Consider the following 21,692-nt stretch of genomic DNA (forward strand, 5'->3'; position numbering starts at 1 on the left):
CATAAAGAAATCAAATATTCATGCGGGACAGCAAATCAAATATTCATGCGGGACAGCCATCGATGCATAGTCGCTGAATCAACAACTTCTTCGTGCCTTACTTATCTAATATCAAATAAAATCAAAGGCTTATTTGTGCCTGTCCTGCACGAACAATTCTACATGACCACACTGCAAGTACGAGGCAAAGAGAAAGTACTTGTGTGATTTAAGGCCAACACCATTTTGTTGTTGAAGTGAAACCGTATAAGATTTCACCGTTTTAGACTGACGCTATATCTACCTTTCTACCCATTACTTTCAAATTGTCGACCATAATATCGATTGTATTCATTTCAGAAACACAAGCTGACAAATTGGGGTTTTGCAAAGCCCATAAATACGCTTTAGAGAATTTAGACATGTCTGGCTCGGGAATTGCCGTGTTTAATTTTTCGAGGCGCCATTCTGGCTGATCTTTTAACCATAATAATTTAGCGACTTTCATGGCGACCATACCTATTCCCGCTTCTTTGGCTTTAAACATAAGGTTTTCTAGAGCAGCATGGTTAGCAATATTGTAAGCAAACATAGTGATATCGTAATAATCGACCTCGATAGCTTTTGCCAAATGCCCTGCCACATCGTTGTGAAAAGAAACAGCAGAAGCGCTAATCAACCCTTTTTGTTTAAATTCGGCTAAGACTTCTTGAAGCACTTCATCGTCCATCATTTCGGGCATAGCGATACCGTGGGGGCAATGTAATACGTCTAGATGATCGGTTTGTAAACGCTTAAGTGAGTCTTCGAATATTTTGTAAGCGTGCTGCTTAATTTTACCTCGCCATTCAGACTTAAAACCATATTCTTGAAGCATTAAATATCGATAATAAGTCTTCGGAAATTGTGCTTCTTGACCCGTAAAATAATTCATATGGTAACCTGGTTTCATCACCGATCGCTGCTCAATCATTGCATTGGCTTTTTTTAGCAAAGCGTCTTTTTTACCTTGTGGTAAACCTTTTTCAATATCGCGAATGACTCTGTCTATATACCCATAATAAAAACTTAACTTAGTCGATAAAAAGACTTTGTCTCTATTACCTGACTTTTTAAGATATTGACCTATCGTAGACTCCACTTGTCCATTGCTATAAGCCGGCGCCGTATCGATATAATTAAGGCCTTGATCAATCCCATAGTCCATTACTCGATCGTAAGAGTCGTCAGTAAAAGGAAAAGTGCCAATCACTAACTCCGAGACCATCATTCCAGTTCTGCCCATCATTCGATAGGCCACACCATCTTGTTTGTTGCGCCAAATAGGCTTAATTTGGTCTAAAGATTTAGCAACTTTTGGCGTATTTGTGCCCCCGAATGAGCTATGTGCTAGTGTCAGCCCTATAGAAGCTGCAGCTGTTTTTTTAATGAAATCTCTTCGAGAATTTGTTGGCTTAGACATACGACAATCTCCTGAACTTGATTATTAAGCACAATACTCAATAAATAACACTTTTAATATATCACAATTAAACTTTACACTTTAAATATAAAATTGTTAACATGTTTTTTTACTGATTACGTTTTTGAGAATTAATCAAACATGCTTACAGGATTATATTTCGGTTCTTTTAATCCCATTCATATAGGACATTTGGCCGTCGCCAATTATATGCTTGAGTTTACCGATCTGGATGAAATATGGTTTGTGGTGAGTCCGCAAACGCCTCTTAAAAAAAAGCATTCACTGCTAAATGATCAATTTCGTTTAAAGATGGTGAAATTAGCGATGAGCCAAGACCCAAGGTTTAGCGTATCTGACGTAGAATTTGAAATGCCTAAACCGTCTTATACATCTGATACGTTAACGCATTTAAGCAAACACCATCCTGATAGACAATTTGTTTTGGTTATGGGAGCAGATGGGTTGTCAACGTTTCCCGGTTGGAAAAAATTCGAATTCATTCAGGATAAATATACACGCTATGTATATCCCCGGTTCGAAGACGATATTGAGACCTACAAAGAGCAGAAAAATATTAAATTTGTACAAGCACCCAAAATGGAAATCTCTTCCAGTTTTATAAGAGATGGGATTAAAAGTGGTAAAGATATTCGGCACTTCTTACCTTCTAAAGTGTACGACTTTATTCAAACGAAAGGTTTCTATCTCTAACTTTCGTTCGCGGTTCATACACGTAGGCATAAACGCAGTAAAGAAGAGATCAACAAATTACTCATAGCACCGTAAGCTAAGCAATGCGAGTGCTATTAACTCGATGATATGGAAAAGTAACGATGAAAAAAAACATAACCCCCACACTGGTGCGCCACCGCTATATTCCGCTTTTTTTATCCCTGACGTTATGTCTATTTACAATGGGAGCAACCGCCAAAAACACTGACACTTACAACCTGTCAGCTGCGATGCAGCCGGTTGCACAAGAAAATGTTTTTCATGATGATGAATATTTCAACTGGGGCTCAACTATTGTTAAAGGCAAAGATGGAAAATATCATTTGTTTTACGACCAAATGCCTAAAAAGCATGGCTTTTACTCTTGGTTAACCGATGGCATTGTATCTCGTGCTGTTTCTGATAGCCCCACGGGGCCGTGGACAAAAGTTCAAGAAGTCATGGCCGGAAGAGGCGATGGTCATTGGGATCAATACACAGTGCATTGTACTAAAGTGTATGAATTTGACGGCAAATATTACCTTTATTATATGTCGACAAACTCAGGCATTACAGACTTAACCAAAGAGCAACTTCAAGAAGCTCGTAGTTCAGATTGGAAGCCGGGTAACCTTAGAAACATGCTGCGCTTAAATCAACGTATTGGTGTTGCAGTAGCCGATAATATCGAAGGACCTTGGAAACGCTTTGATAGACCCGTATTTGAACCTCAATTACCCATTGCCAATCAGTCAAATAACGTCACGGTGACTAAGCGCCCTGAAGGTGACTTTTTAATGGTTATTCGCGGTGATCAACCGGATCAAAAACCGAATGAAATTATCCGAATGCAAGCTGCATTACTGGCCGACAACCCGCTAGGCCCTTGGAAAATGCAACATAAACCTGTGGTCATTAATTATAATTCAGAAGATCCAGAAGTTTGGTATGACGCCGAGCGTAAGCGTTATTATAACTTATATCATGCATTTGGTTACATGGGCATGTTAACCTCAACCGACGGTTTAAATTGGGAAAGAGCCAAACATTATAAAGTGGCTGATAAAGAGTATGTAACCACAACAGGGAAAACCGTAGAAGTTCATCGATATGAGCGAATGGGGATATATTCTGAAAACGGTAAACCGCTGGTCATGACCGCAGGAATATTTTTAAAGAACGGCGATACTCATTCGTTGTTTATTCCGCTTAAACAATAACGTTTTTTAAATAATGTATATGATTAAACACCTTCATCATGAAGGTGTTGATATTATAGTCTTCTCGCTCAGGTTTGATGGTTCATTGTCAGCGCTTTGACGGCTTTGCTTACAGGGATGTCAGTACTTATGTTTCGTCTGAAACGAGAAATCGGCCGCTAAAACCCGGTCGCTTTGACTATATTCGCATGTTTTACTAAACATGCGCTGCAAGCACAAGGTAATTAGAGGGCTGTTTGTTACAGCGCTTTTAGCTCGTCAGATAGTTGATTTAAGTTTTGTGCAATTGAATCAATTTGTTTAATTGTTGTTGAGAAGGCTTGGTTGGTTTCTTCCATTGCATGAGTCCCTTCACTAACAACTTGTGAGCTGGCTTTAATTGCGGTTTGGATTTCTTTTACGGCTTGCTCACTTCTTTCTGCTAATTCACGAACTTCATGAGCGACAACACCAAATCCTCGTCCACTCTCGCCGGCTTTAGCGGCCTCAATTGCAGCATTAATAGATAATAATTTAGATTGGCTTGCAAGGGCTTTTATTAATTCAATGGTGCCTACAATTTGTTCATTCTTTTCGTCAATTTGTGTAATGATGTTTGTCATTTCGCCAACAATATTTGAGCATTCTCCCGCACTTGATTTAGCTTGATCTGTTTCTGATTGTATCGCGTAAACGCGGCTAATTTTGGCTTGTATTTTTTGTGCGTTTTCTTGAACTTGCTGGCGATCGTTAACGGCTTCTGTGACATTACGAGTGACACCGATTAAGCCATTAACTTGTTTAGATATATCATGCTTCCAAATTACTTTACTTGTTGAAAACCAGGTATCACCCGCTTGCTCTTCTGCATCTTTAATTGGCTGGCCAGTCTTCATTACGGTTTGTTCATCTCGCCAAATTTTTTGGCAAAAATCAATTGGCATAAATTTGTCATCACTGAAACCGATTTGTAAATTAGGCAGCGCTTGTTGGAATGATTGGTTAGCAAAGACATAGTTATGTTGAATATCTTTTACGTAAATCCAATCGGGAATTAAATCGAGTACGGTTTTATACAGTCTTTCTTTATCACTCGATTGTTGTAATTTTAGGTTAACGGCAGCTAATTCTTGCTTTAATTCGGAAATTTGCTGTTGGTTTACTTTTAATTCTGGGGCTTCAGATACTTGATCAAGGGGCACGGCAAATAAACTTGGTAACGCCAACATTATAATGATATTGCAACTCAGAATTGCAATGGTGAGCCAAGTTGGTAAATATAAATCGACTAAGATCGTCAATAAAAATAAAGCAGCGGCTATGTAACCCATCTTTTTAATGGCCAATGCGGAATTATGATTGTCGGGCATGTGTAAACTCACTTTGGTTTTGGCCAATTAATTTGGCACGATTAAAAGCTATTCCCATTAATTTAAAACAAATATCATCCCTGCTACTTATCTTATATTAATTACATATAAAAACAAATGTTCATTTATAAATTAAAATAATAAGAGAGTTAAAGGTAAGTATCAGTCCCGTTTTAAGTTAGCGACTAACTTTACGCCATAATCGTTGTTTAAGTGATATAGATAGGTGTAAGCCTAAGTTATGCATTAACAATGTAAAAATAGATGTTTTAATAAAATCGTGTGCGACAGGCAGCGTTAGTACCCTAACTGAAAAATTGAAATCAAATTAAAGGCTTATTATTGGCTGTCCTACATGGGTGCTCGGAAAAAGTGAATACACAGTGGCAACTGTATTGTTTAGTGCATAATATTGAGAAGTTAAGAGGCAAACTACACTAATAGCGCAAAACAGCCTCTATTTACGGTACAAACCAGCATAACAGCCACCCAAATCACACTCACCTGAAATAGCTAATCAGCATAAATACCCTCAAAAAATACGGTAAATAAGATTGAAGCGACTGACAAACTCAGATACTGTTTAATGCAATTAAAAATAACAATAAAAACGAGTTATTCTACAAGCTCGTTAGGTTTCTAGGGGAAGTTTTTGAGTAGAATTGAATATCGTAAACAGGTAGACCAGCTAGAGGTAATAATTAAGCCAATTAATGAGGGGAAATTTCAGACTTACTTTCTAGCTTTTTGGCTAATTGGATGGGCATTCGGCTGGGTCGCAGCATTCAATATGTTGCTTTCAGAATCTATTAGCCCGGGATATCTATTCGTGGTCGTATGGATTGTTGGTTGGACTTTCGGTGGAGCTTTCGCTGGGCTTTGGTTGGCGTGGAAGGCAGCTGGTTTCGAGCAAGTTATTGTCGACAAGACACAGTTAAGTATCAAGCACAATATATTCGGGTACGGTCCGCAAAAAGTACACCAAGTAAGTTCATGTAATAACTTGAGGGCTGCAGGTTACTTTGGAAACGACAAGGACATTTCAATACTTAATCAAATTGGCATGAAGGGCGGTGTGATAGCGGTTGATATTCCGAATGAAGTTGTTCGGTTTGGCGTGTCGCTTGAAGAGGGTGAAGCACTTGAAGTTGTCGAATCACTTCGAAAATACATAAAAACGCCTTGCTAAGCGCGCAAAAAATTGTTGGCTAAAATTAGCGAGGAACGAGCAAAAAGCCAACTGTTTTTTGTCCGTTTAAGCAACTTAGGCATATTTTGAACTTAGCTTTGACCAAATTTGATAAGTACCAATTGAAGACCAATTGCGACATCGAGGACAGTCACTCTAAGAAAAGAAAGGTTTCACCGATTCTAGCTACATTGTGTTTGATAAATTAGTTGGTTGATCGCGTTATTTATTCACTTTTCTGGTTTTAAACGATGATATGCAGGACATCCACTTATATTTTTGAGAAGTAAGGGTTCACGGCTCTTAAAATATGCGGTAGAAAGTAAACTTTAATGCTTGCTGTCACCTCAGGGCGTGTTGTTAGACATATGCTACCAATCAACATCATGATATTGTTCTGGTTTATTGCCTGATTCATAACTATTCATGCGGGACAGTCATCGATAAAATTATGTAATACCAAATAAAATCAAAGGCTTATTTATGCCTGTCCTGCACGATATGTTCCATTCTAAACCGATTCGCTCTTAGTTAATTGTTTTAACAACGGGTATCTTTCTTGATAATACTCATATTCTTGCGCTTTACCTTCTGGCGTTTGCGCATATTGCCAGCGCGTTTTTAATTCATCTGGTAAGTTTTCTCTTTGTAATTTTTCGCGTACTTGATTGACTAAGCTCCATGCAGCTTGATAGCGCTCTTCATCAACTTCTTTAAAAGGGTCAAGCTGTTCATAATAGGCAATGAGTTGCAAAAACTGATCAACCTCCTCAGACACTCGCCCCCATGAATAGTCAACTATATTTGAACAATAGAATGAGAAATCTAAAAGGTATTTATAATATGAATGAATATAGTATTTTTGGTCTAATAAAATTGAGTTACTTGCACTACAAAAAGCAGGAAATATCAGGTCATTGCGAGATTCTCTTAACTTAGAAAATTGTTCTTCGGTTTCACCATATAACAGCTTGCAATAAATCGCCTCATTACCATCTAAATAGCCTTGTTCGTTAAGCCCTAATGACATTGTCGGTGACATTCGTTTAAAAAACTCAATGTAACGACTAAAGCTTAGCTCGCTCCTAAAAAAAGCGCAGTCCTCAAATACTTTCGTTAGCCCTTTTTCTGTTTGATCTGCATGAAACATCATACAGATAATAGGATTAAACTCTTTATAATTACGATCTGACTCGGCACCATCTAGTTGACCTGTTAAATAATAGTTTTTATAAGAGTTAACATCTTTAGCAGACATTTTTTTATCTTGCTTGATAACTTTACTTAATTCGCGCCACTTAGCTTTGCGGTTTTTAACCCACTCTTTATCGTCTAGCCGCCAAGCTGATGTGTCAATCAATTTTGCAACCTGTTGCCTTAGTGTTAAATCTGACATAAAGCCAACTCCTCTGTGTCTATATTTGCAGCTTCAAATATGTCTGTTGCAAACTAAGTTATTATTTCGTCGATGATATGCAGGACATCCACTTATATTTTTGAGAAGTAAGGGTTCACCGCTCTTAAAATATGCGGTAGAAAGTAAACTTTAATGCTTGCTGTCACCTCAGGGCGTGTTGTTAGGCATATGCTACCAATCAACATCAGGATATTGTTCTGGTTTATTGCCTGATTCAGATACTATTAACGGATAAGATTGGTTAGCAATTGCCGGCTTAGCCTTATGCCTTGTTTTAGACACCCGAAAAATCCAATCATCTCCAAAATCAAACCAATAAAATAGTTTTCTATTTTTTGGTAAAGGAAATATATCCGTTAATTTAGTATCGAGGGAATGTTCATTTTCATCGAAAGAAATTCGTTCAGAGCCAAAAGCCTTTGAAGATATAAAAAAATCGAATAGGTGATCATCATTAAACCTAACTGCTTTTTGAATTTCATTATGAAGGTCGGCTAGACTGGTTGCCTCTTCAATTTCAAAAGTACAAGACCATTCCTCTTTGGCATGTAAACCTGCCAGTAATTCAATTTGTAATTTTATTATCATCATGAGCTAATAATGTGCCTAACGAGCTTGTAGAATAACTCGTTAATATTGTTATTTTTAATGGCGTTAAACAGTATCTGATTTTGCCTGCTGCTTCAATCTTATTTACTGTATTTTTTGAGGGTATTTATGCTGTTCAGCCATTTTAGGTAAGTGTGATGTGGTAGCTGTTATGCTCTTTTTATCGCCAATAGAGGCTGTTTTACGCTATTAGTGCCACTTGCTTCTTAACTTCTAAATATTATGTACTACACAATACCGTTGCCACTGTGTATTTACTTTATCTTGAACCCGTAACGTGAATTTATTCAAGCCTTTGTTCACTATCTATGCCGCGTTATCTATGCCCGGCAGGCATAGATATAGTCTTCTCGCTCAGGTTTTATGGTTCATTGTCAGCGCTTTCTCGCCCCAATCACATAGTAGAGCATATGCTCATCGGGTCTCGAAGCTTGACGGCTTTGCTTACATGGATGTAAGTACTTCGGTTTCGTCTGGAACTAGAAACCTGCCCCTAAAACCCGATCGCTTTGACTATAGCTTTGAAGGTTTATTTGTGTCTGTTCTGCATTATTGCCAGCAGGCTGCAGAAGCGGTGCCTAAATCAATTTAACTTCCCATTGGATCCTGCTCCTTGAAGTCACTTGAGTATAAACACCTTAAAATCGGTTTATAACTCGATAGCTGAAATAGTGTAAGGCTTGCCATGGCCTTTATTTACAATGCCTTTACCTTTCATTAAATCAAAATTAGAAATAACTAATTTGTCTTGGTAGACGATTAAATCAGCGGGTTGATCAATCTCACCATTAGCGCCATTGTTATCACTATATTGCGCTAACAAACTAATTTTACCGCTGGCCGTGACTTTATAAATTTCATTTTTTAAAAAGCCGGCTAAGTAAACGTTATCTGCTTTATCAATGGCTAATCCATCAATACCTACCGAGTTATCTAACTCTGCAAATACTGATTTTTCTACGACTTTACCTGCTTGATCTAAGCGTAATTTGTAGATAATAGCATCGCCAAAGTCACCGACTAACAAATCACCTTTTGAATCAAAAACTAAGCCATCTAAACCAAACTGACGGCTCTTGTTTTCAGTTTGTCTTGAAAATATTAAGTGTTCAGATGTTAAGTCACTCGCCACTTTAACGTTTCTGTCGTTCTCTGAAAAACGGTATATACCACTACTCATATTAGCCGTTTTAGCTTTAGGTAGTCTTAATTGTGATACATACAAATTACCTTCTTGATAACGGACGCCATTAGGTGAGCTCATGCCTGTTGCAATTACTTCAGTGCTCGCAATTTTGTTACCATTCAGTGTTACTTTTAATAAGCTCCCTTTATGACGACCTGCATTATCGCAAACATAAAGGCTACCATCGGGGGCATATGCTAATCCCATTGGTTGAGCAAAACCGTTCTTGGTTTTTATTTTACCGATTTCAGTGACAGAGCCATCAGCTGTCACGTTTAAAAGCATACCTTTTACTTTTTTGCTTGCGTAGTTAGGGCACGATAGCGTTAAACTTGAATCGGGCGCGATAGCAAAAGCATCGGGGTTTGGACATGAGTCTGGTAAATTTGCGAATAACGTGGCTGGCTGCAAGTTTATAGGAGCCTGTTGTTTAACGGCTGTTGGTGTTTGCTTGGCTGTACTGTCAGTTGTGGTAGAGCATGCTTGCAACAAACCAATAGCGGCTAATGAGATTAATGTTAGTTTGGCTTTCATGAGAGTCCTCTGTTAATTATATTTCCATCAACTTAAGATATGATGTTTATATTTACACCATCTAATAACCATAATTAAAATAATGTTATCAATGTTAATGAGTTTGTTATGAGGACTTATTAAAAAATTAATGCAAATCAGGAGGTAGAACAGACACAGGTAAAACAGGTGATTTCTTGAGGAAACAAAAGAAAATTGAGGTGCAAAGAATAATCAAAATTGACGGCTCTTATACTCACTTATACTCAAGTCACTTCTACATGTTTTTTCATCATATCTATGCCGGACAGGCATCGTTAACAGTCTTGCCAGAAAAGCTAAATTCATCAATCAGACGTAATTTATGCGTATTTATAGTCAAAGCGATCGGGTTTTAGGGGCAGATTTCTCGTTCCAGACGAAACCTCAGTTCTTAAATCCCTGTAAGCAAAGCCGTCAAAGCTACCGCGTCCTGCTCTCGCCCCTTACCTGCATCCATGCAGGCAAGCTTCGAGACGCTATGAGCATATGCTCTACTATGTGATTGGGGGGGGTGAGTAAGCGCTGTCAATGAACCATAAAACCTAAGCGAGAAGACTATAAAGCCATCACAGTGAATAAATAACATGAGCAACTAATTTATTTATCAAACACAATGTAGCCAAAATCAGTTAAATTTATCTTTTCTTAGATAGGCTGTCTGCGATGATCTTCTTAAATATAAATAGGCGTTATTTGCTCTGCGCATTATTTATCGGAACAACAAAAGCCGTGGACGTGTTAGCTTTACCGCCCATTAACGCTAAAAACAGATGAGTCGGCTTGCCTGATTGCATCAGTACTTGTGGACGTTCCATACGCTCAATGGTGGTTTCATGGGTGTAGTCCGTATTGGTTTTGTAACCTAATAGAGGCTCACCCCAATTGATGCCATCATCTGATTCTAACAACAAACCTACGTGTGGATGAATTACGCCCATATCGCGCATGATCATTTGAAACTTACCGTCGTGCTGAAAAATATAAGCATCTTCAACTTGTTTTTTTAGATAAGAAAAACTGACCAATGGATTTTTCTCATGTTTTTTATAGGGCCCTTCAATATTATCAGCAATGGCTACGCCCATTTTTCGCATGTTGTCGTTGTATTTATCCCACGCTTTGTAATAAAGCCAATATTCACCATTTGGGTGTTGTAATAACGCGGGGTTAGTTGTTAAGTAACTGTCCCAATCTTTCGAGTTTTTACTAATATCAAGAATTGGATCATTTTGAACTCTTTTGTATGGACCATAAATATGATCGCTTAATGCTAAACCGATACGTTGAGTAGAAGCATGATGGCCGTCATAATCGCTCGCGCGAGCTAAGTTATTACCAATATAAAATAACGCGTATTGGTCACCCACTTTTTGAATTGTTGGGTTATGAATGGTGTCGGCATCCCAATGTTCGCCACCTCGACCACTTAAGACTGTTCCTAAAGGTGTGTAAGGCCCTTCTGGTTGATCGGCTACCGCATGTGCTATTTCACTATGGGTTAACCAAGCGCCATGATCACCACGCCAGCGAGAGTAAAATAGATGATATTTGCCTTTTTCATCAACAATAGGTGACGCGCCCCAAATGTTCCAGTTGTCACGCTCGAGTATGCGTTGGCCTTTGTAAAGTTGTTTACTGAAGTCTGACTGAGTCACTTGCTCATAATTAGGTGGTGTACTTTTGTGTGATGAGTGTTTTTTGCCACTAAAAAACGGCTTCGTTAATGGGTCATTAGTTTTTAACATGTTGTTAAACATTTTATCGTCTAACTGCGCAATCACCTTCAGTAATTTGGGTTCAATTGTGTTAATTAAATTGGTTGTTTCTTCTGGGTCATTGCTTAAGTCGTAAAATTCATCACGGCCTTTATTAACAAAATCTTTCATTAATTTATATTTGCCGTCACTGTACATACGCATTCCACTAACCGATTGATGAAGAGTGCTATAGGCCGCATAGTAATCGGTTGAAAGCACAGCATTACTGTTGAAGAAGGCTGTGGATTTATCGGTACCTCGTAATAAGGTATTTGCATCAGGTTTAGCTTCAACAAGGGATAATAAAGTTGGATACCAATCTAAGTTTGAGAATGAGGTTACGTTTTTAGCGCCTTGTGGAATATGTTTAGGCCAGCTAACAATCATCGGCACTTTAATCGAGTTATCGTACATATTGGGTCGTTGGTTACTTGGAATATTTTTAGTCCCTTGAGTGTCGTTTTTTAACAGCCAATGACCATTACCTTTATGCCACATGCCATTGTGAGCCATGTTATAACCATGATCTGAGGTGAACACGACAAGCGTATTTTCTCGTAGTCCTAACTTATCTAATTGCGCCATTAATCGGCCTAAATTACGATCAACACTGCGTACGCTAGATAAATAGTCTTTCATCATTTTTTTAGCGCGCGGCTTGTCTAAATTTGGGTAATCAGGGTGAGGTAATTTTATGTCTATATTTTCATATGGGGCCGCATCTTCAGGGGCTACAGGTAACCAATAGGTATGAGGGGCTCTGTAGTTTAAAGATAATGAAAATTTTCCATCTTTCTGACGCGTTAAAAAGTCAATGGCTTGGTCGGTTAATATATCAGCAGTTAAGCCTTGGTATTTTTTTTCAACGCCATTTGATTCTAAAATAGGGTCTTTCGTTGTTGTGCCTCCCGCGATAAAACCATGGAATTCATCATAGCCATAATGGGTAGGATGATGCTGGTTTAAATAGCCTAAATGCCATTTACCGACTAAGCCAGTATGGTAACCCTTTTTTTGTAGTATTGATGGCCAGGTGACTAAATCTGGATTTAAGCCTAACTTGGGCTCTTTGCGGGTCAGTGATTTGTGTGTGGTATTTATCCAATCATCAATATCAACTTCATAACCGTAACGAGAGGTTAATAAACCCGCACGAGAAGGGCTACAAACCGGTGTAGTGGTATAAGCATTTGGAAAATACATACCTTCACTGGCAAGTTTGTCCATATTGGGGGTTATTGCTTGCTCATTTCCACTGTAACCCAAGGCCCACGGCGCTTGATCATCGGTATAAATAAATAAAATATTGGGAGATGTTGTTTTGTCAGACGAGTCAACAACTTGACTACAGCTGGTCATTATAAATAACGATAATAATACTAAGGCGATTTGTTTCATTTTAATATGCTCTAACTTATTTATAGGGGTTTTGATTTTGTAATTGAGATTAACGATTTTTTTTTCAAATATTTATATTATTCAATTTAACAATCAATAACTTAACTTTATGTAAATCACATTCAACTTTGTGAACCTTAAGCATTTATATCAATATGCTAAATCACAATAGTTTTATTAGCAAATAAATAAATTCATATACAAACAAAAAAGAAAGAAAAAGTAGAGTGCGGGAATTAAATAAATGTGTTAATTGGGTAGCGGCATTAATCCACGTTCCGACTTCAATTTAGAGCAACAGCTAAGTATTAATGTGAGCTTCATTTTGTTTAGGGTGGTGGCAATCTTATTTAACGAATCCACACCCTACCCTGTAATGATTAACACAATAAAGAAATAAATCTGGCTGATCAGGTTGTTTTAATCATTTGCTCTTAAGTCGAGCGAAAACGAGATTGAAAAACCTGTGCGAAACGCTGTTGGACCAACAACGATCGCCAAACGAGTAACCGTTTAATTTTTGCCTTAATTAGCTAATTAATATATCAACCCACCAAACTAAAAAACGCCACCTCACCCTTTAACAAGATGAGTGGCGTTTTTGTGTGTTTAAGCGCGTAGCTAAATTTTATTCAAACCGCTTTATTTACTTTCTGGTTGTTGCCAAACGCGAACATATTCAATTTCATAATCAACAACAGCGTCGTCTTTTTCACCTTCAGGGCTGTTCTTTTCTAAATCTTCTTTCGAATCGGGGTAACCACGCCATGGAAAGGCTTCAGAATCTAACCAAAGGTGCATGGCTTTATCAATAACGTACCCTTTATCGCGGCCTTTCTTTTTGGCAAATTTTTCAACATCGTCACGCGATACATCAGAAACTAATTTACCATCAACAAAATAGCGAATGCCTGTTTCTGTCCATTCAAAGCCATACGTGTGAAAGTCAGCTGCGACTCTAAAACCTAAATCTTTGGTCTCGGTGTACGTGACATTTTTACCGTTCTCGTGCCCAAACTTTGGATCCCAATCATGTATTGTCCACCATAAATCACGATCACGATGGGCTTGACCCTCGATTCGATGACTACCAAAATGCTCAAACATATCAAGTTCTAACTCTGTGTCATTTCGCTGACCATTAGGTTTTTCATGTCTTGTCATCCAAAATGCACTTGAAACTTCGGCATCTGCCGCTTTAGCGCGTACTTCCATGTAACCATATTTAAATATTTTACGGTTAATAACAGCTGCTGTTGTAATATTACCGTATTGATATTTTACGTTATCTAAACCTTTTTCAGTTGTAAACGGAAAATCGGGTTCCCAGCGTGTTTCAAGCATGAGTTTGCCATCTTCTAAACGATAGTTTCGGCCCGAGAATTGTGCTGGTGCGCGCCCAATCCAAACTTCACGGTTGGGATGGTCAGGGTCTTTATAAACGGGTTTACCGTTTTCAAATTTACCCACAATAAACCAACGCTCTTCATTTAGGGTATCACCTTCAAATTCATCACTTACCTCGGTGTTTAAAACCCAACCACCGATGTTATCCGGATCTGAATGCGGTAAAACCGAAGTTTGATTTGTGGTTTTCTCTTGTGTTTCAGCACAACCTATTAATGATGCTAAAAGGCTTGTAACGCCTATAACGCTTAATAAACAAATCATTTTACCGAGTTGTTTTTGATGTTGTTTTAAATGAGTATCACGCATATATCCAAACCTTTATTAAATTGGTAAGACAACAAATTTTTAACTTTGCGCTTAGTCAGTTATTTAAAGCGCAAACTTATCCTAACAAAATAATAACATAAACATATAATGTTTATATAGATACAATTTACAGTTTATTTACACTCAATGTACATCAACCTACTTTATATTCGGTTGATAATTAAAACAGGTACGTAATTACACTGTTTAAACGCTTAGAACAATTTTTACAAACTTGCTTATATGATGTACAAAGCAGAGGTGAATTTTTTGTGAATAAAGATACGGATATATTAATACCAATCCGTAATAATAAGTGCCCACTCAGCGAGCGTTTAAATGCGCTTAATCAAGGCGCTTGAATGAAAGAATAGTGGTGCTCTTTTGAGTTCGAGCAACACAGAGTAAGCGCATTTAAAACTCGCCTGAAAGGAATGCCCCAGCAGCTTTTGACCTACGTTATCGGTATTTGAAAGGGAACAACCATTCCTACACACCGACGCCTTGTTCAAAAACCGCTGGATGCATTCTGAGAGAGCACTTATTTATATGAATTGGTATAACTTAAAGCGCGGTGTAAAAATGGCAGTTAACGGCATAAACAACATAACCCAATATCAAATAAATACAGCGGTTAAACAAGAAATAATGGAACGTATTAAGCAGGCTGAAATAGAGCATGGCGTTAAAGTGCTTTATGCGATTGAATCGGGTAGTCGGGCGTGGGGGTTTTCTTCACCCAATAGCGATTATGACGTGCGTTTTGTTTATGCTCATCCAAAAGATTGGTATTTATCGGTTAACCTAGAAGATAAACGAGATGTCATTGAGTACCCGATTACCGATGAAATAGATATCAACGGTTGGGATATACGCAAAGCGCTTAAACTATTTTATAAATCGAACCCGACTATTATTGAGTGGTTATACTCCCCTATTATTTATATTGATAATAATCACTTTGCCCAGCAATTAAGGCAATTAGTTAATCCGGTATATTCACCGTCAAAAGGCATTTACCATTATCGCAATATGGCAAATTCTAATTACCGTGCGGTAAACAAAGACGAACGCGTGCCACTCAAAAAATATTTTTATATATTGCGTGCTTTGCTATCCGTCCAGTGGATTGAAAAATTTCAATCGCCGGCCCCTGTCGAGTTTGAAAAATTACGCACGTTATTGGCCGATGATCATGGTAATAATTGTGAGGGTAATAATCAGAGCAATAATAATGAGGTCGATAAAAATGAACTTAACACCACTATTTCGCATTTGCTTAACCGCAAGCAAATAAGCGAAGAGGTTGCATTAATACCGACTATACCCATTATGAATCAATTTATTGAAACAGAACTTAACCGTTTAAAAATTTATCAGGGTAAACAAGTCGATAAAACAATACGCTTTGACGAGCTCAACACGTTGTTTTTAGCTGTGCTTAATAAAAATTAAACACTGAGTAAATTGAGGGTCGGTATTTTATGTACTGTCCTTAAGCTTATTTTCCAAGTTGAGCCTAAGATTGAAATGTTCCACAATTTTTAACCGGCTGTTGTTTATCAAAAAATAATGTGACCTCGGCTATTTGCACGCCTAATTTATACATGGCGGTTTTATTCATCACGCGATATTGATCAAGCTGATACATCCAATCATCCATTGTTACTTCGATAACGTCATCATCTAATTGAAGTAACAATTGGTATTCAAACTGAAAAGCGAAACCTTGATGCCGACCAATTGCTTGTCCAATAACATCTTCTGCCGTTCCTTGGTAATCGCCATTGGTTTGTTTAATCAACGCCCAGTTGCGGTATGTTACTTCACCATCGGCAAAATAAAAGGTTTCGGCTAACAATCCTTCATTGCCTTGCCAGCTTCCGTCTATTTCAACACAAAACCGGCGTTGAACGTGATTGGTATAATCTTGAACGATACCCCAAGCAATGACGCGCCCACTAAAATAGGCTTTAACATCAAATGGTTTATCAACTGCCTGATAATCATTTAATTGTGTAGTGCAACTTAATAATGATAAGCAGCTGATTAACAAAACAAAACGCATGACAAAAAATTTCATTGTGTTATTCCTAATAAATCCGTTCTCAGTTCCGGTTGGCTGGTTTTTTCTGATAACCATATATCAAGAAATAAAGGCCCAAATGCAGGTTCTATAATTTGTCCTATATAAACACCATTAAAATAAAATTCGGTGGTTCCATTCGTTAGTACTAAAGTGAGCGTGTCGCCAGATTCAATATCAGGCCAGATCTGATTTAATGTTTCAAGATAAGGGGTATATAGGCTTTCTTTTATATCGATATGTTGCCATTGCTCGACAGTGCGCTTAATCAAGTCTTTTTTAGAAATGTCAGCTAAATAGTTAATCTCATAGATCAAATGTTCAAATTTAATATTAATGGGATAACGACCGGTTGTGGTTAATAATTTACTTTTGTATAAATCCCAAAATAAAATCGAAAACGTCGCTTCACCCATTTGAGTAAAGGCATGTTGTTCATAAACTTTATCAAGTGTTTTGTTATTATTTGCCAGTAACGTCGCTGATAAATTTAAAATGCAAAACCCGATTAACCAGTAGCATGATTTTTTAAACATATGAATCCAATCCTAGTAACCTTTAAGAGTAAATTGAGCGCTTAAATAATAAAAAAGTAAAAATAATACTGACCATATAACCGCCAGCACGCCATACATAATCACCAATTCATAACCCAACGTGACCGCGTCAAATTGAGATGCAGCAATATAACTAAATGGGGCGAGCCCGCCACCAATCCCAACTTGTAAATACTTTGATGATTTTAAAAAACTTAAACTATGACAAAGCGTGCAAGCAAAACATGCCCACATAACACCCAGCCATATAGGTATATACCTTGACTCGTTATTAAATATATAAAACTCAAAGTAATATAATGCTGAATCAACTAAAATACCCAGCAAGGTAACACTTAAAATAAGCAACCATTCAGAATATTTTTTTGCATAAAAAATCAAATGAAATGCCACCAGCACCATGGCTATTGGAATAAACGCATTTTCCCAATATAGCAAACCAAACCAGCAAATTTGAAAACCAATAATATTTAGTATCATGAATATACAGCCCCTACATTTTTACTTACGGACGTAAAGTGGATGAAGATCACTTTCCAAGTAGGGCTTTTCACCAAAAGGTATTAGTGCATGGAGGTTCGGGTGTTGTTGGTCAAATTGCCTTGCAAATTGCTAATTATTTAGGGGCTAACGTTTATTCAACTGGCGTCGGCGAAAAGCAATTAGCATTAATTGAAACCGGTGAAACTATGTAACAACATACAAATGGCCACAACCGTTTCAACTGTTGAATATCGATTTATCACCTGCACTCTTTAAAGGTTTGTTTTTGCCTTTATGTTGATCCCCATGCTGCATAACGTGAAGCGTGCAGCTCACCGAGAAATACGGCGTAATACCAATCCGTAATAATAAGTATGCCCACTCAGCGAGATTTTAAATGCGCTTGAATGAAAGAATAGTGGTGCTCTTTTGAGTTCGAGCAACACAGAGTAAGCGCATTTAAAACTCGCCTGAAAGGAATGCCCCAGCGGCTTTTGACCTGCGTTATCGGTATTTGAAAGGGAACAACCATTCCTGTACACCGACGCCTTGTTCAAAAACCGCTGGATGTATTCTGAGAGATCACTTATTTATATGAATTGGTATAAATTAGCGGATATGGTTGATGCCGGAAATTAAAAACCGATAGTTGATGAACGGCATTTCAATTTAGCACAAGTAGGCAAAGCACACGACCATTTAGCCAGTGATAAAGCGGTGGAGTAAGTGGTAATCGCTATTTAATCGCATTGTATTTAAAGGTATATCAATACCTGACCTTATACTCAAAAAACGCGATCGCGAGCAAAAAATGCTCGCTTATTTATGCAGGGCGAGGTGCAAACATAATGATAGCCATACCGAGCAAAGCCACACCCGAACCCACTAAATCCCAAGTGGTTGGTCGAATACCATCAACGCCCCATAACCACAACATCGCCACAAAAATATATACACCACCATAGGCGGCATAAACTCGGCCTGAAGCTTCAGGGTGCAATGAAAGTAACCAAGCAAAAGCCATTAAGCTGAGCGCAGCTGGCAATAATAAAAAGATTGATTTCCCTTCACGCAACCAAAGATAGGGTAAATAACAGCCTAAAATTTCGGCCAGTGCGGTGATCACAAACAGCCCTACCGTTTTAAATTCTTGCACATTATATGACCTCTTAATTATTTAACGATTAAAAACCGATACTGAGCCTCTAAACGAGTGTCGTTCGATTTGATTTAATATGTCCCGCTTTTTTTTCACACCTCTGTGTTTCAATCACCTTCATAAAATCAAACTAAATGACAAAAAATGAGCTACTTATTAACATTGATCAGCATGATGAGTCAAAAATGCATCAACATAATCGTTAACACTCATATTCTTGTGATTTAAATTAAACATTTGCGCTTAATTATTCTATTATTTACAAACTATTTACACTTATTGTTGTTCTATATAGGTTTTTTATGCAAATTAAACGTACTTCTCTACTTGCTTCCATTTTAAGTTTGTCGGTTACACTCACCGCTTGTCAAAACACAATAGATACGGGTTCTGCACCGTCAACTAAAACCAAATCATCTACATACTTATATCTTGATGAAAACTGGTTAAACGACAGTTACCAACGTTATCAAGCAGGCGATCCCGTTAGGCAGTTAGTCGTTAAACGTTTAATTACTAAAGCCGAACAAGGTTTAACCAAAGGCCCTGTTTCGGTATTAGATAAATCGCATGTCCCACCCAGTGGAGATAAACACGATTACATTAGTATTGGTCCTTATTGGTGGCCAGATCCAACAAAACCAGATGGTTTGCCTTGGAAAAAACGCGATGGCAAAGTCAACCCAACCAGCGCAACAGGGGGGACAGATAAAACAACCATGAACAACATGCTATTTCAAATTAGCGATTTAACCCTTGCTTATCATTACACCAAAGAAGAAAAATACGCTAAACATGCCGCTTTACTGATCAAGAATTGGTTTTTAGACCCTGCGACCCGCATGAATCCATCGCTAAATTTTGGTCAAGCCGTGCCGGGTGATAGTGACGGACGTAAATACGGGATTATTGAAACACGTTGGTTTATTCGTTTAATAGACGACGTTAACTTGCTGTCTCATTCTAAACATTTTACCCACACAGATGAAAACCAATTTAAAACCTGGATCAGTGATTATTTAACCTGGTTACAAACAAATGAATTAGGTAAAGGCGCCTGTGACGCTCATAACAACCATGGCACTTATTGCGAAGCGCAAGTTGCAGCTTATGCACTTTACACTGGTGATAAAGCACTCGCTCGTGAATATGTTGAGCGTATTTTTAAGCACAGATTACCTGAACAAGTTAAACCAACAGGAGCACAGCCTGATGAGCTTGCTCGTACTCGACCATTACATTATTCAGTCTTTAATTTAGAAGCCTATCTATATGCGGCGCGAGTAGCCGATCAACTCGGCTTAGATTATTGGCAATACAAAGCCGAAAATGGCGTAGGCTTGCAAGAAATAATCGACTTTTTATTACCAGCCATTAAAAAACAAGGTTACTGGGCAAACGTAAAAGATAAAAAAATGCGCCGCGGCCGTTTATACTACTTCTTACAATATGCTTACCAACGTTATGGCGATGACAAATATCGCCAAGCGATTGAAGATTTATATCCATTAATCATCAAAGAAGATCGCAGCGAGCTTGCGCAATGCTTTTTAATTATGCCTAAGCCTGATTCAGTTACATTAGACCTTTATAAGCAAATGGACCCAACAGGCAAAAAATCGGGCTATCGCTGTTATTATTAGTCAATCTGTTTTAACGTGTTATACCCATCACCGTTAATAAATGTTCAGATATTAAAATCGATGGGATAACATCAAATCCAATATAAAGGGGCTTAACCATAGGCCCCTTTTTTTTAGCATATTGACAAGCCTTTCACCTGTTTAATACGGTTAATTCGCGAGCTGGCTAAAAACCCATTCATCTTGGTATGAGCAGGACAATTAAAGTCTAAAAACAGCGCTTCACTATTCCGCAATTTATTTGTTAAAATCGCACAAAATTTATTAAAAACTAAACAAGAGCCAACAAAATGCCTATATATGTAGTGGGTCACAAAATCCCAGATTCAGATTCAATTTGCGGTGCAATTGCACTTGCTCATTTAAAAAACCAAATCGACGAACCAGCCGTTGCAACTCGACTAGGTGAACCTTCACCAGAAACACAGTTCATTTTAGATAAATTTGGATTTGACGCACCAGAATATAAAGAAAGCTACGCCGGTGAAGAGGTTTACATTGTTGACCATTCTGAATTAACACAAGCACCAGACGACATAGAACAAGCTACGATTGTCGGTATCGTGGATCATCATAAATTAGGTGATTTAACAACCTCAACACCACTTGAATGTTGGATCAGACCGGTGGGTTGCAGCAATACCGTTATTAAAATGATGTACGATTTTTATGGCGTAGAAATTCCTAAAGACATCGCGGGCATCATGATGTGTGCAATTTTAAGCGACACCGTTATTTTTAAATCGCCTACGTGTACCACTGCCGATATTAAATGTGTTGAAGCATTAGCTGAAATTGCCGGCATTGCCGACCCTAAAGCGTTAGGCATGGAAATGTTCAAAGTTAAATCAGCGGTTGAAGGCACCCCTGTGCGTGATCTTGTTATGCGTGATTTTAAAGATTTCAACATGAATGGTAACTTAGTTGGTATTGGCCAATTAGAAGTTATCGACTTAGCAGTTTTTGATGAAATTAAAGCCGATTTAGAAGCTGACTTAACAAAACTAAAAGAAGAAGGTAAACGCCACAGCGTATTATTACTTTTAACTGACATTATGAAAGAAGGTTCAGAGTTGATTATTGCGAGTAACGATACCGCAACAATTGAAAGTGCGTTTGCTAAATCAACCAACAATAAAGTGTGGTTAGACGGTGTATTAAGCCGTAAGAAGCAAGTTGTTCCACCATTGCAAGAAGCCTTTGCTTAAATAGC

The 21,692-nt window shown here is 38.0% G+C and carries 19 protein-coding genes and 2 pseudogenes; 9 read left to right on the forward strand and 12 right to left on the reverse strand.

The annotated features are described in order from the left end of the window. Nucleotides 1–262 precede the first annotated feature (262 nt). Complete coding sequence (locus DPX34_RS09380; RefSeq protein WP_111978171.1) at nucleotides 263–1,441, reverse strand: aldo/keto reductase; 1,179 nt, start codon at nucleotides 1,439–1,441, stop codon at nucleotides 263–265. 141 nt (nucleotides 1,442–1,582) lie between these two features. Here DPX34_RS09380 and nadD point away from each other — a divergent pair, with 141 nt between their 5' ends. Next, nucleotides 1,583–2,155: a nicotinate (nicotinamide) nucleotide adenylyltransferase gene (nadD, locus tag DPX34_RS09385; RefSeq protein ID WP_111978172.1), complete on the forward strand. Its 573-nt coding sequence runs from the start codon at nucleotides 1,583–1,585 to the stop codon at nucleotides 2,153–2,155. Nucleotides 2,156–2,277: 122 nt separating this feature from the next. After that, a complete protein-coding gene (locus tag DPX34_RS09390) occupies nucleotides 2,278–3,375 on the forward strand; it encodes a glycoside hydrolase family protein (protein ID WP_157964678.1) in 1,098 nt (365 codons plus the stop codon). Between the two features lie 239 nt (nucleotides 3,376–3,614). On the opposite strand, the gene DPX34_RS09395 is transcribed toward DPX34_RS09390, so the two are convergent. After that, entirely contained in the window at nucleotides 3,615–4,724 is a 1,110-nt protein-coding gene (locus DPX34_RS09395) for a methyl-accepting chemotaxis protein (RefSeq protein ID WP_111978174.1), read from the reverse strand. A 363-nt stretch (nucleotides 4,725–5,087) separates the two neighbouring features. Between DPX34_RS09395 and DPX34_RS22410 the strand changes: the two are divergent. Together DPX34_RS22410 and DPX34_RS09405 are read left to right on the forward strand one after the other, a co-directional pair. Continuing rightward, nucleotides 5,088–5,165: pseudogene (locus DPX34_RS22410) on the forward strand (transposase); the annotation flags it as partial. Between the two features lie 211 nt (nucleotides 5,166–5,376). Further along, complete coding sequence (locus DPX34_RS09405; protein WP_111978175.1) at nucleotides 5,377–5,913, forward strand: hypothetical protein; 537 nt, start codon at nucleotides 5,377–5,379, stop codon at nucleotides 5,911–5,913. Between the two features lie 511 nt (nucleotides 5,914–6,424). Here DPX34_RS09405 and DPX34_RS09410 read toward each other — a convergent pair. The 3 genes and pseudogenes from DPX34_RS09410 to DPX34_RS22415 all read right to left on the reverse strand — a co-directional run. After that, the gene (locus DPX34_RS09410; RefSeq protein ID WP_111978176.1) at nucleotides 6,425–7,309 is read right to left on the reverse strand and encodes a hypothetical protein; all 885 of its coding nucleotides are present in this window, start codon (nucleotides 7,307–7,309) and stop codon (nucleotides 6,425–6,427) included. 192 nt (nucleotides 7,310–7,501) lie between these two features. Further along, nucleotides 7,502–7,921 (reverse strand): IS1096 element passenger TnpR family protein, encoded by a 420-nt coding sequence (locus DPX34_RS09415; RefSeq protein ID WP_111978177.1) that lies wholly within the window; start codon nucleotides 7,919–7,921, stop codon nucleotides 7,502–7,504. Between the two features lie 231 nt (nucleotides 7,922–8,152). After that, nucleotides 8,153–8,242, reverse strand: a pseudogene (locus DPX34_RS22415) (transposase); the annotation flags it as partial. 145 nt (nucleotides 8,243–8,387) lie between these two features. On the opposite strand from DPX34_RS22415, the gene DPX34_RS21720 reads away from it, so the two are divergent. Further along, a complete protein-coding gene (locus DPX34_RS21720; RefSeq protein ID WP_157964679.1) occupies nucleotides 8,388–8,531 on the forward strand; it encodes a hypothetical protein in 144 nt (47 codons plus the stop codon). A 57-nt stretch (nucleotides 8,532–8,588) separates the two neighbouring features. Here DPX34_RS21720 and DPX34_RS09425 read toward each other — a convergent pair whose 3' ends face one another. The 3 genes from DPX34_RS09425 to DPX34_RS09440 form a co-directional block, all read right to left on the reverse strand. Further along, nucleotides 8,589–9,659, reverse strand: a complete 1,071-nt coding sequence (locus DPX34_RS09425; protein ID WP_111978178.1) for an SMP-30/gluconolactonase/LRE family protein — start codon at nucleotides 9,657–9,659, stop codon at nucleotides 8,589–8,591. Between the two features lie 710 nt (nucleotides 9,660–10,369). After that, nucleotides 10,370–12,835: a sulfatase-like hydrolase/transferase gene (locus DPX34_RS21890; RefSeq protein ID WP_198673666.1), complete on the reverse strand. Its 2,466-nt coding sequence runs from the start codon at nucleotides 12,833–12,835 to the stop codon at nucleotides 10,370–10,372. Between the two features lie 642 nt (nucleotides 12,836–13,477). After that, nucleotides 13,478–14,551 carry a family 16 glycosylhydrolase gene (locus tag DPX34_RS09440; protein WP_232824697.1) on the reverse strand — a complete coding sequence of 358 codons (1,074 nt, stop codon included), beginning with the start codon at nucleotides 14,549–14,551 and terminating at the stop codon, nucleotides 13,478–13,480. Nucleotides 14,552–15,100: 549 nt separating this feature from the next. Between DPX34_RS09440 and DPX34_RS09445 the strand changes: the two genes are divergently transcribed. Beyond that, nucleotides 15,101–16,006, forward strand: coding sequence for a nucleotidyltransferase domain-containing protein (locus DPX34_RS09445; RefSeq protein WP_232824698.1), 906 nt, complete (start codon nucleotides 15,101–15,103; stop codon nucleotides 16,004–16,006). A 64-nt stretch (nucleotides 16,007–16,070) separates the two neighbouring features. Here DPX34_RS09445 and DPX34_RS09450 read toward each other — a convergent pair whose 3' ends face one another. From DPX34_RS09450 to DPX34_RS09460, 3 genes are read right to left on the reverse strand one after another with little or no spacing between them, the layout of a single operon-like run. Continuing rightward, nucleotides 16,071–16,634 carry a DUF3833 family protein gene (locus DPX34_RS09450; protein WP_111978179.1) on the reverse strand — a complete coding sequence of 188 codons (564 nt, stop codon included), beginning with the start codon at nucleotides 16,632–16,634 and terminating at the stop codon, nucleotides 16,071–16,073. Next, a complete protein-coding gene (locus tag DPX34_RS09455) occupies nucleotides 16,631–17,173 on the reverse strand; it encodes a chalcone isomerase family protein (protein WP_232824699.1) in 543 nt (180 codons plus the stop codon). Before DPX34_RS09455 ends, DPX34_RS09450 begins: the two co-directional genes overlap by 4 nt. A 12-nt stretch (nucleotides 17,174–17,185) precedes the next feature. Continuing rightward, nucleotides 17,186–17,674: a DUF2878 domain-containing protein gene (locus DPX34_RS09460; RefSeq protein ID WP_111978180.1), complete on the reverse strand. Its 489-nt coding sequence runs from the start codon at nucleotides 17,672–17,674 to the stop codon at nucleotides 17,186–17,188. A gap of 38 nt (nucleotides 17,675–17,712) precedes the next feature. On the opposite strand from DPX34_RS09460, the gene DPX34_RS09465 reads away from it, so the two are divergent. Next, nucleotides 17,713–17,889, forward strand: coding sequence for a hypothetical protein (locus DPX34_RS09465; RefSeq protein WP_438938515.1), 177 nt, complete (start codon nucleotides 17,713–17,715; stop codon nucleotides 17,887–17,889). A gap of 611 nt (nucleotides 17,890–18,500) precedes the next feature. On the opposite strand, the gene DPX34_RS09475 is transcribed toward DPX34_RS09465, so the two are convergent. Next, nucleotides 18,501–18,833: a YnfA family protein gene (locus DPX34_RS09475; protein ID WP_111978181.1), complete on the reverse strand. Its 333-nt coding sequence runs from the start codon at nucleotides 18,831–18,833 to the stop codon at nucleotides 18,501–18,503. 305 nt (nucleotides 18,834–19,138) lie between these two features. Between DPX34_RS09475 and DPX34_RS09480 the strand changes: the two genes are divergently transcribed. Both DPX34_RS09480 and DPX34_RS09485 read left to right on the forward strand, forming a co-directional pair. Next, nucleotides 19,139–20,479, forward strand: a complete 1,341-nt coding sequence (locus DPX34_RS09480) for an alginate lyase family protein (protein WP_111978182.1) — start codon at nucleotides 19,139–19,141, stop codon at nucleotides 20,477–20,479. A gap of 290 nt (nucleotides 20,480–20,769) precedes the next feature. Then, complete coding sequence (locus DPX34_RS09485; RefSeq protein ID WP_111978183.1) at nucleotides 20,770–21,687, forward strand: manganese-dependent inorganic pyrophosphatase; 918 nt, start codon at nucleotides 20,770–20,772, stop codon at nucleotides 21,685–21,687. The last annotated feature ends 5 nt before the right edge of the window (nucleotides 21,688–21,692 follow it).

Origin of the sequence: Algibacillus agarilyticus, from assembly GCF_003286125.1 — a bacterium.
Taxonomy (GTDB): domain Bacteria; phylum Pseudomonadota; class Gammaproteobacteria; order Enterobacterales; family Alteromonadaceae; genus Algibacillus; species Algibacillus agarilyticus.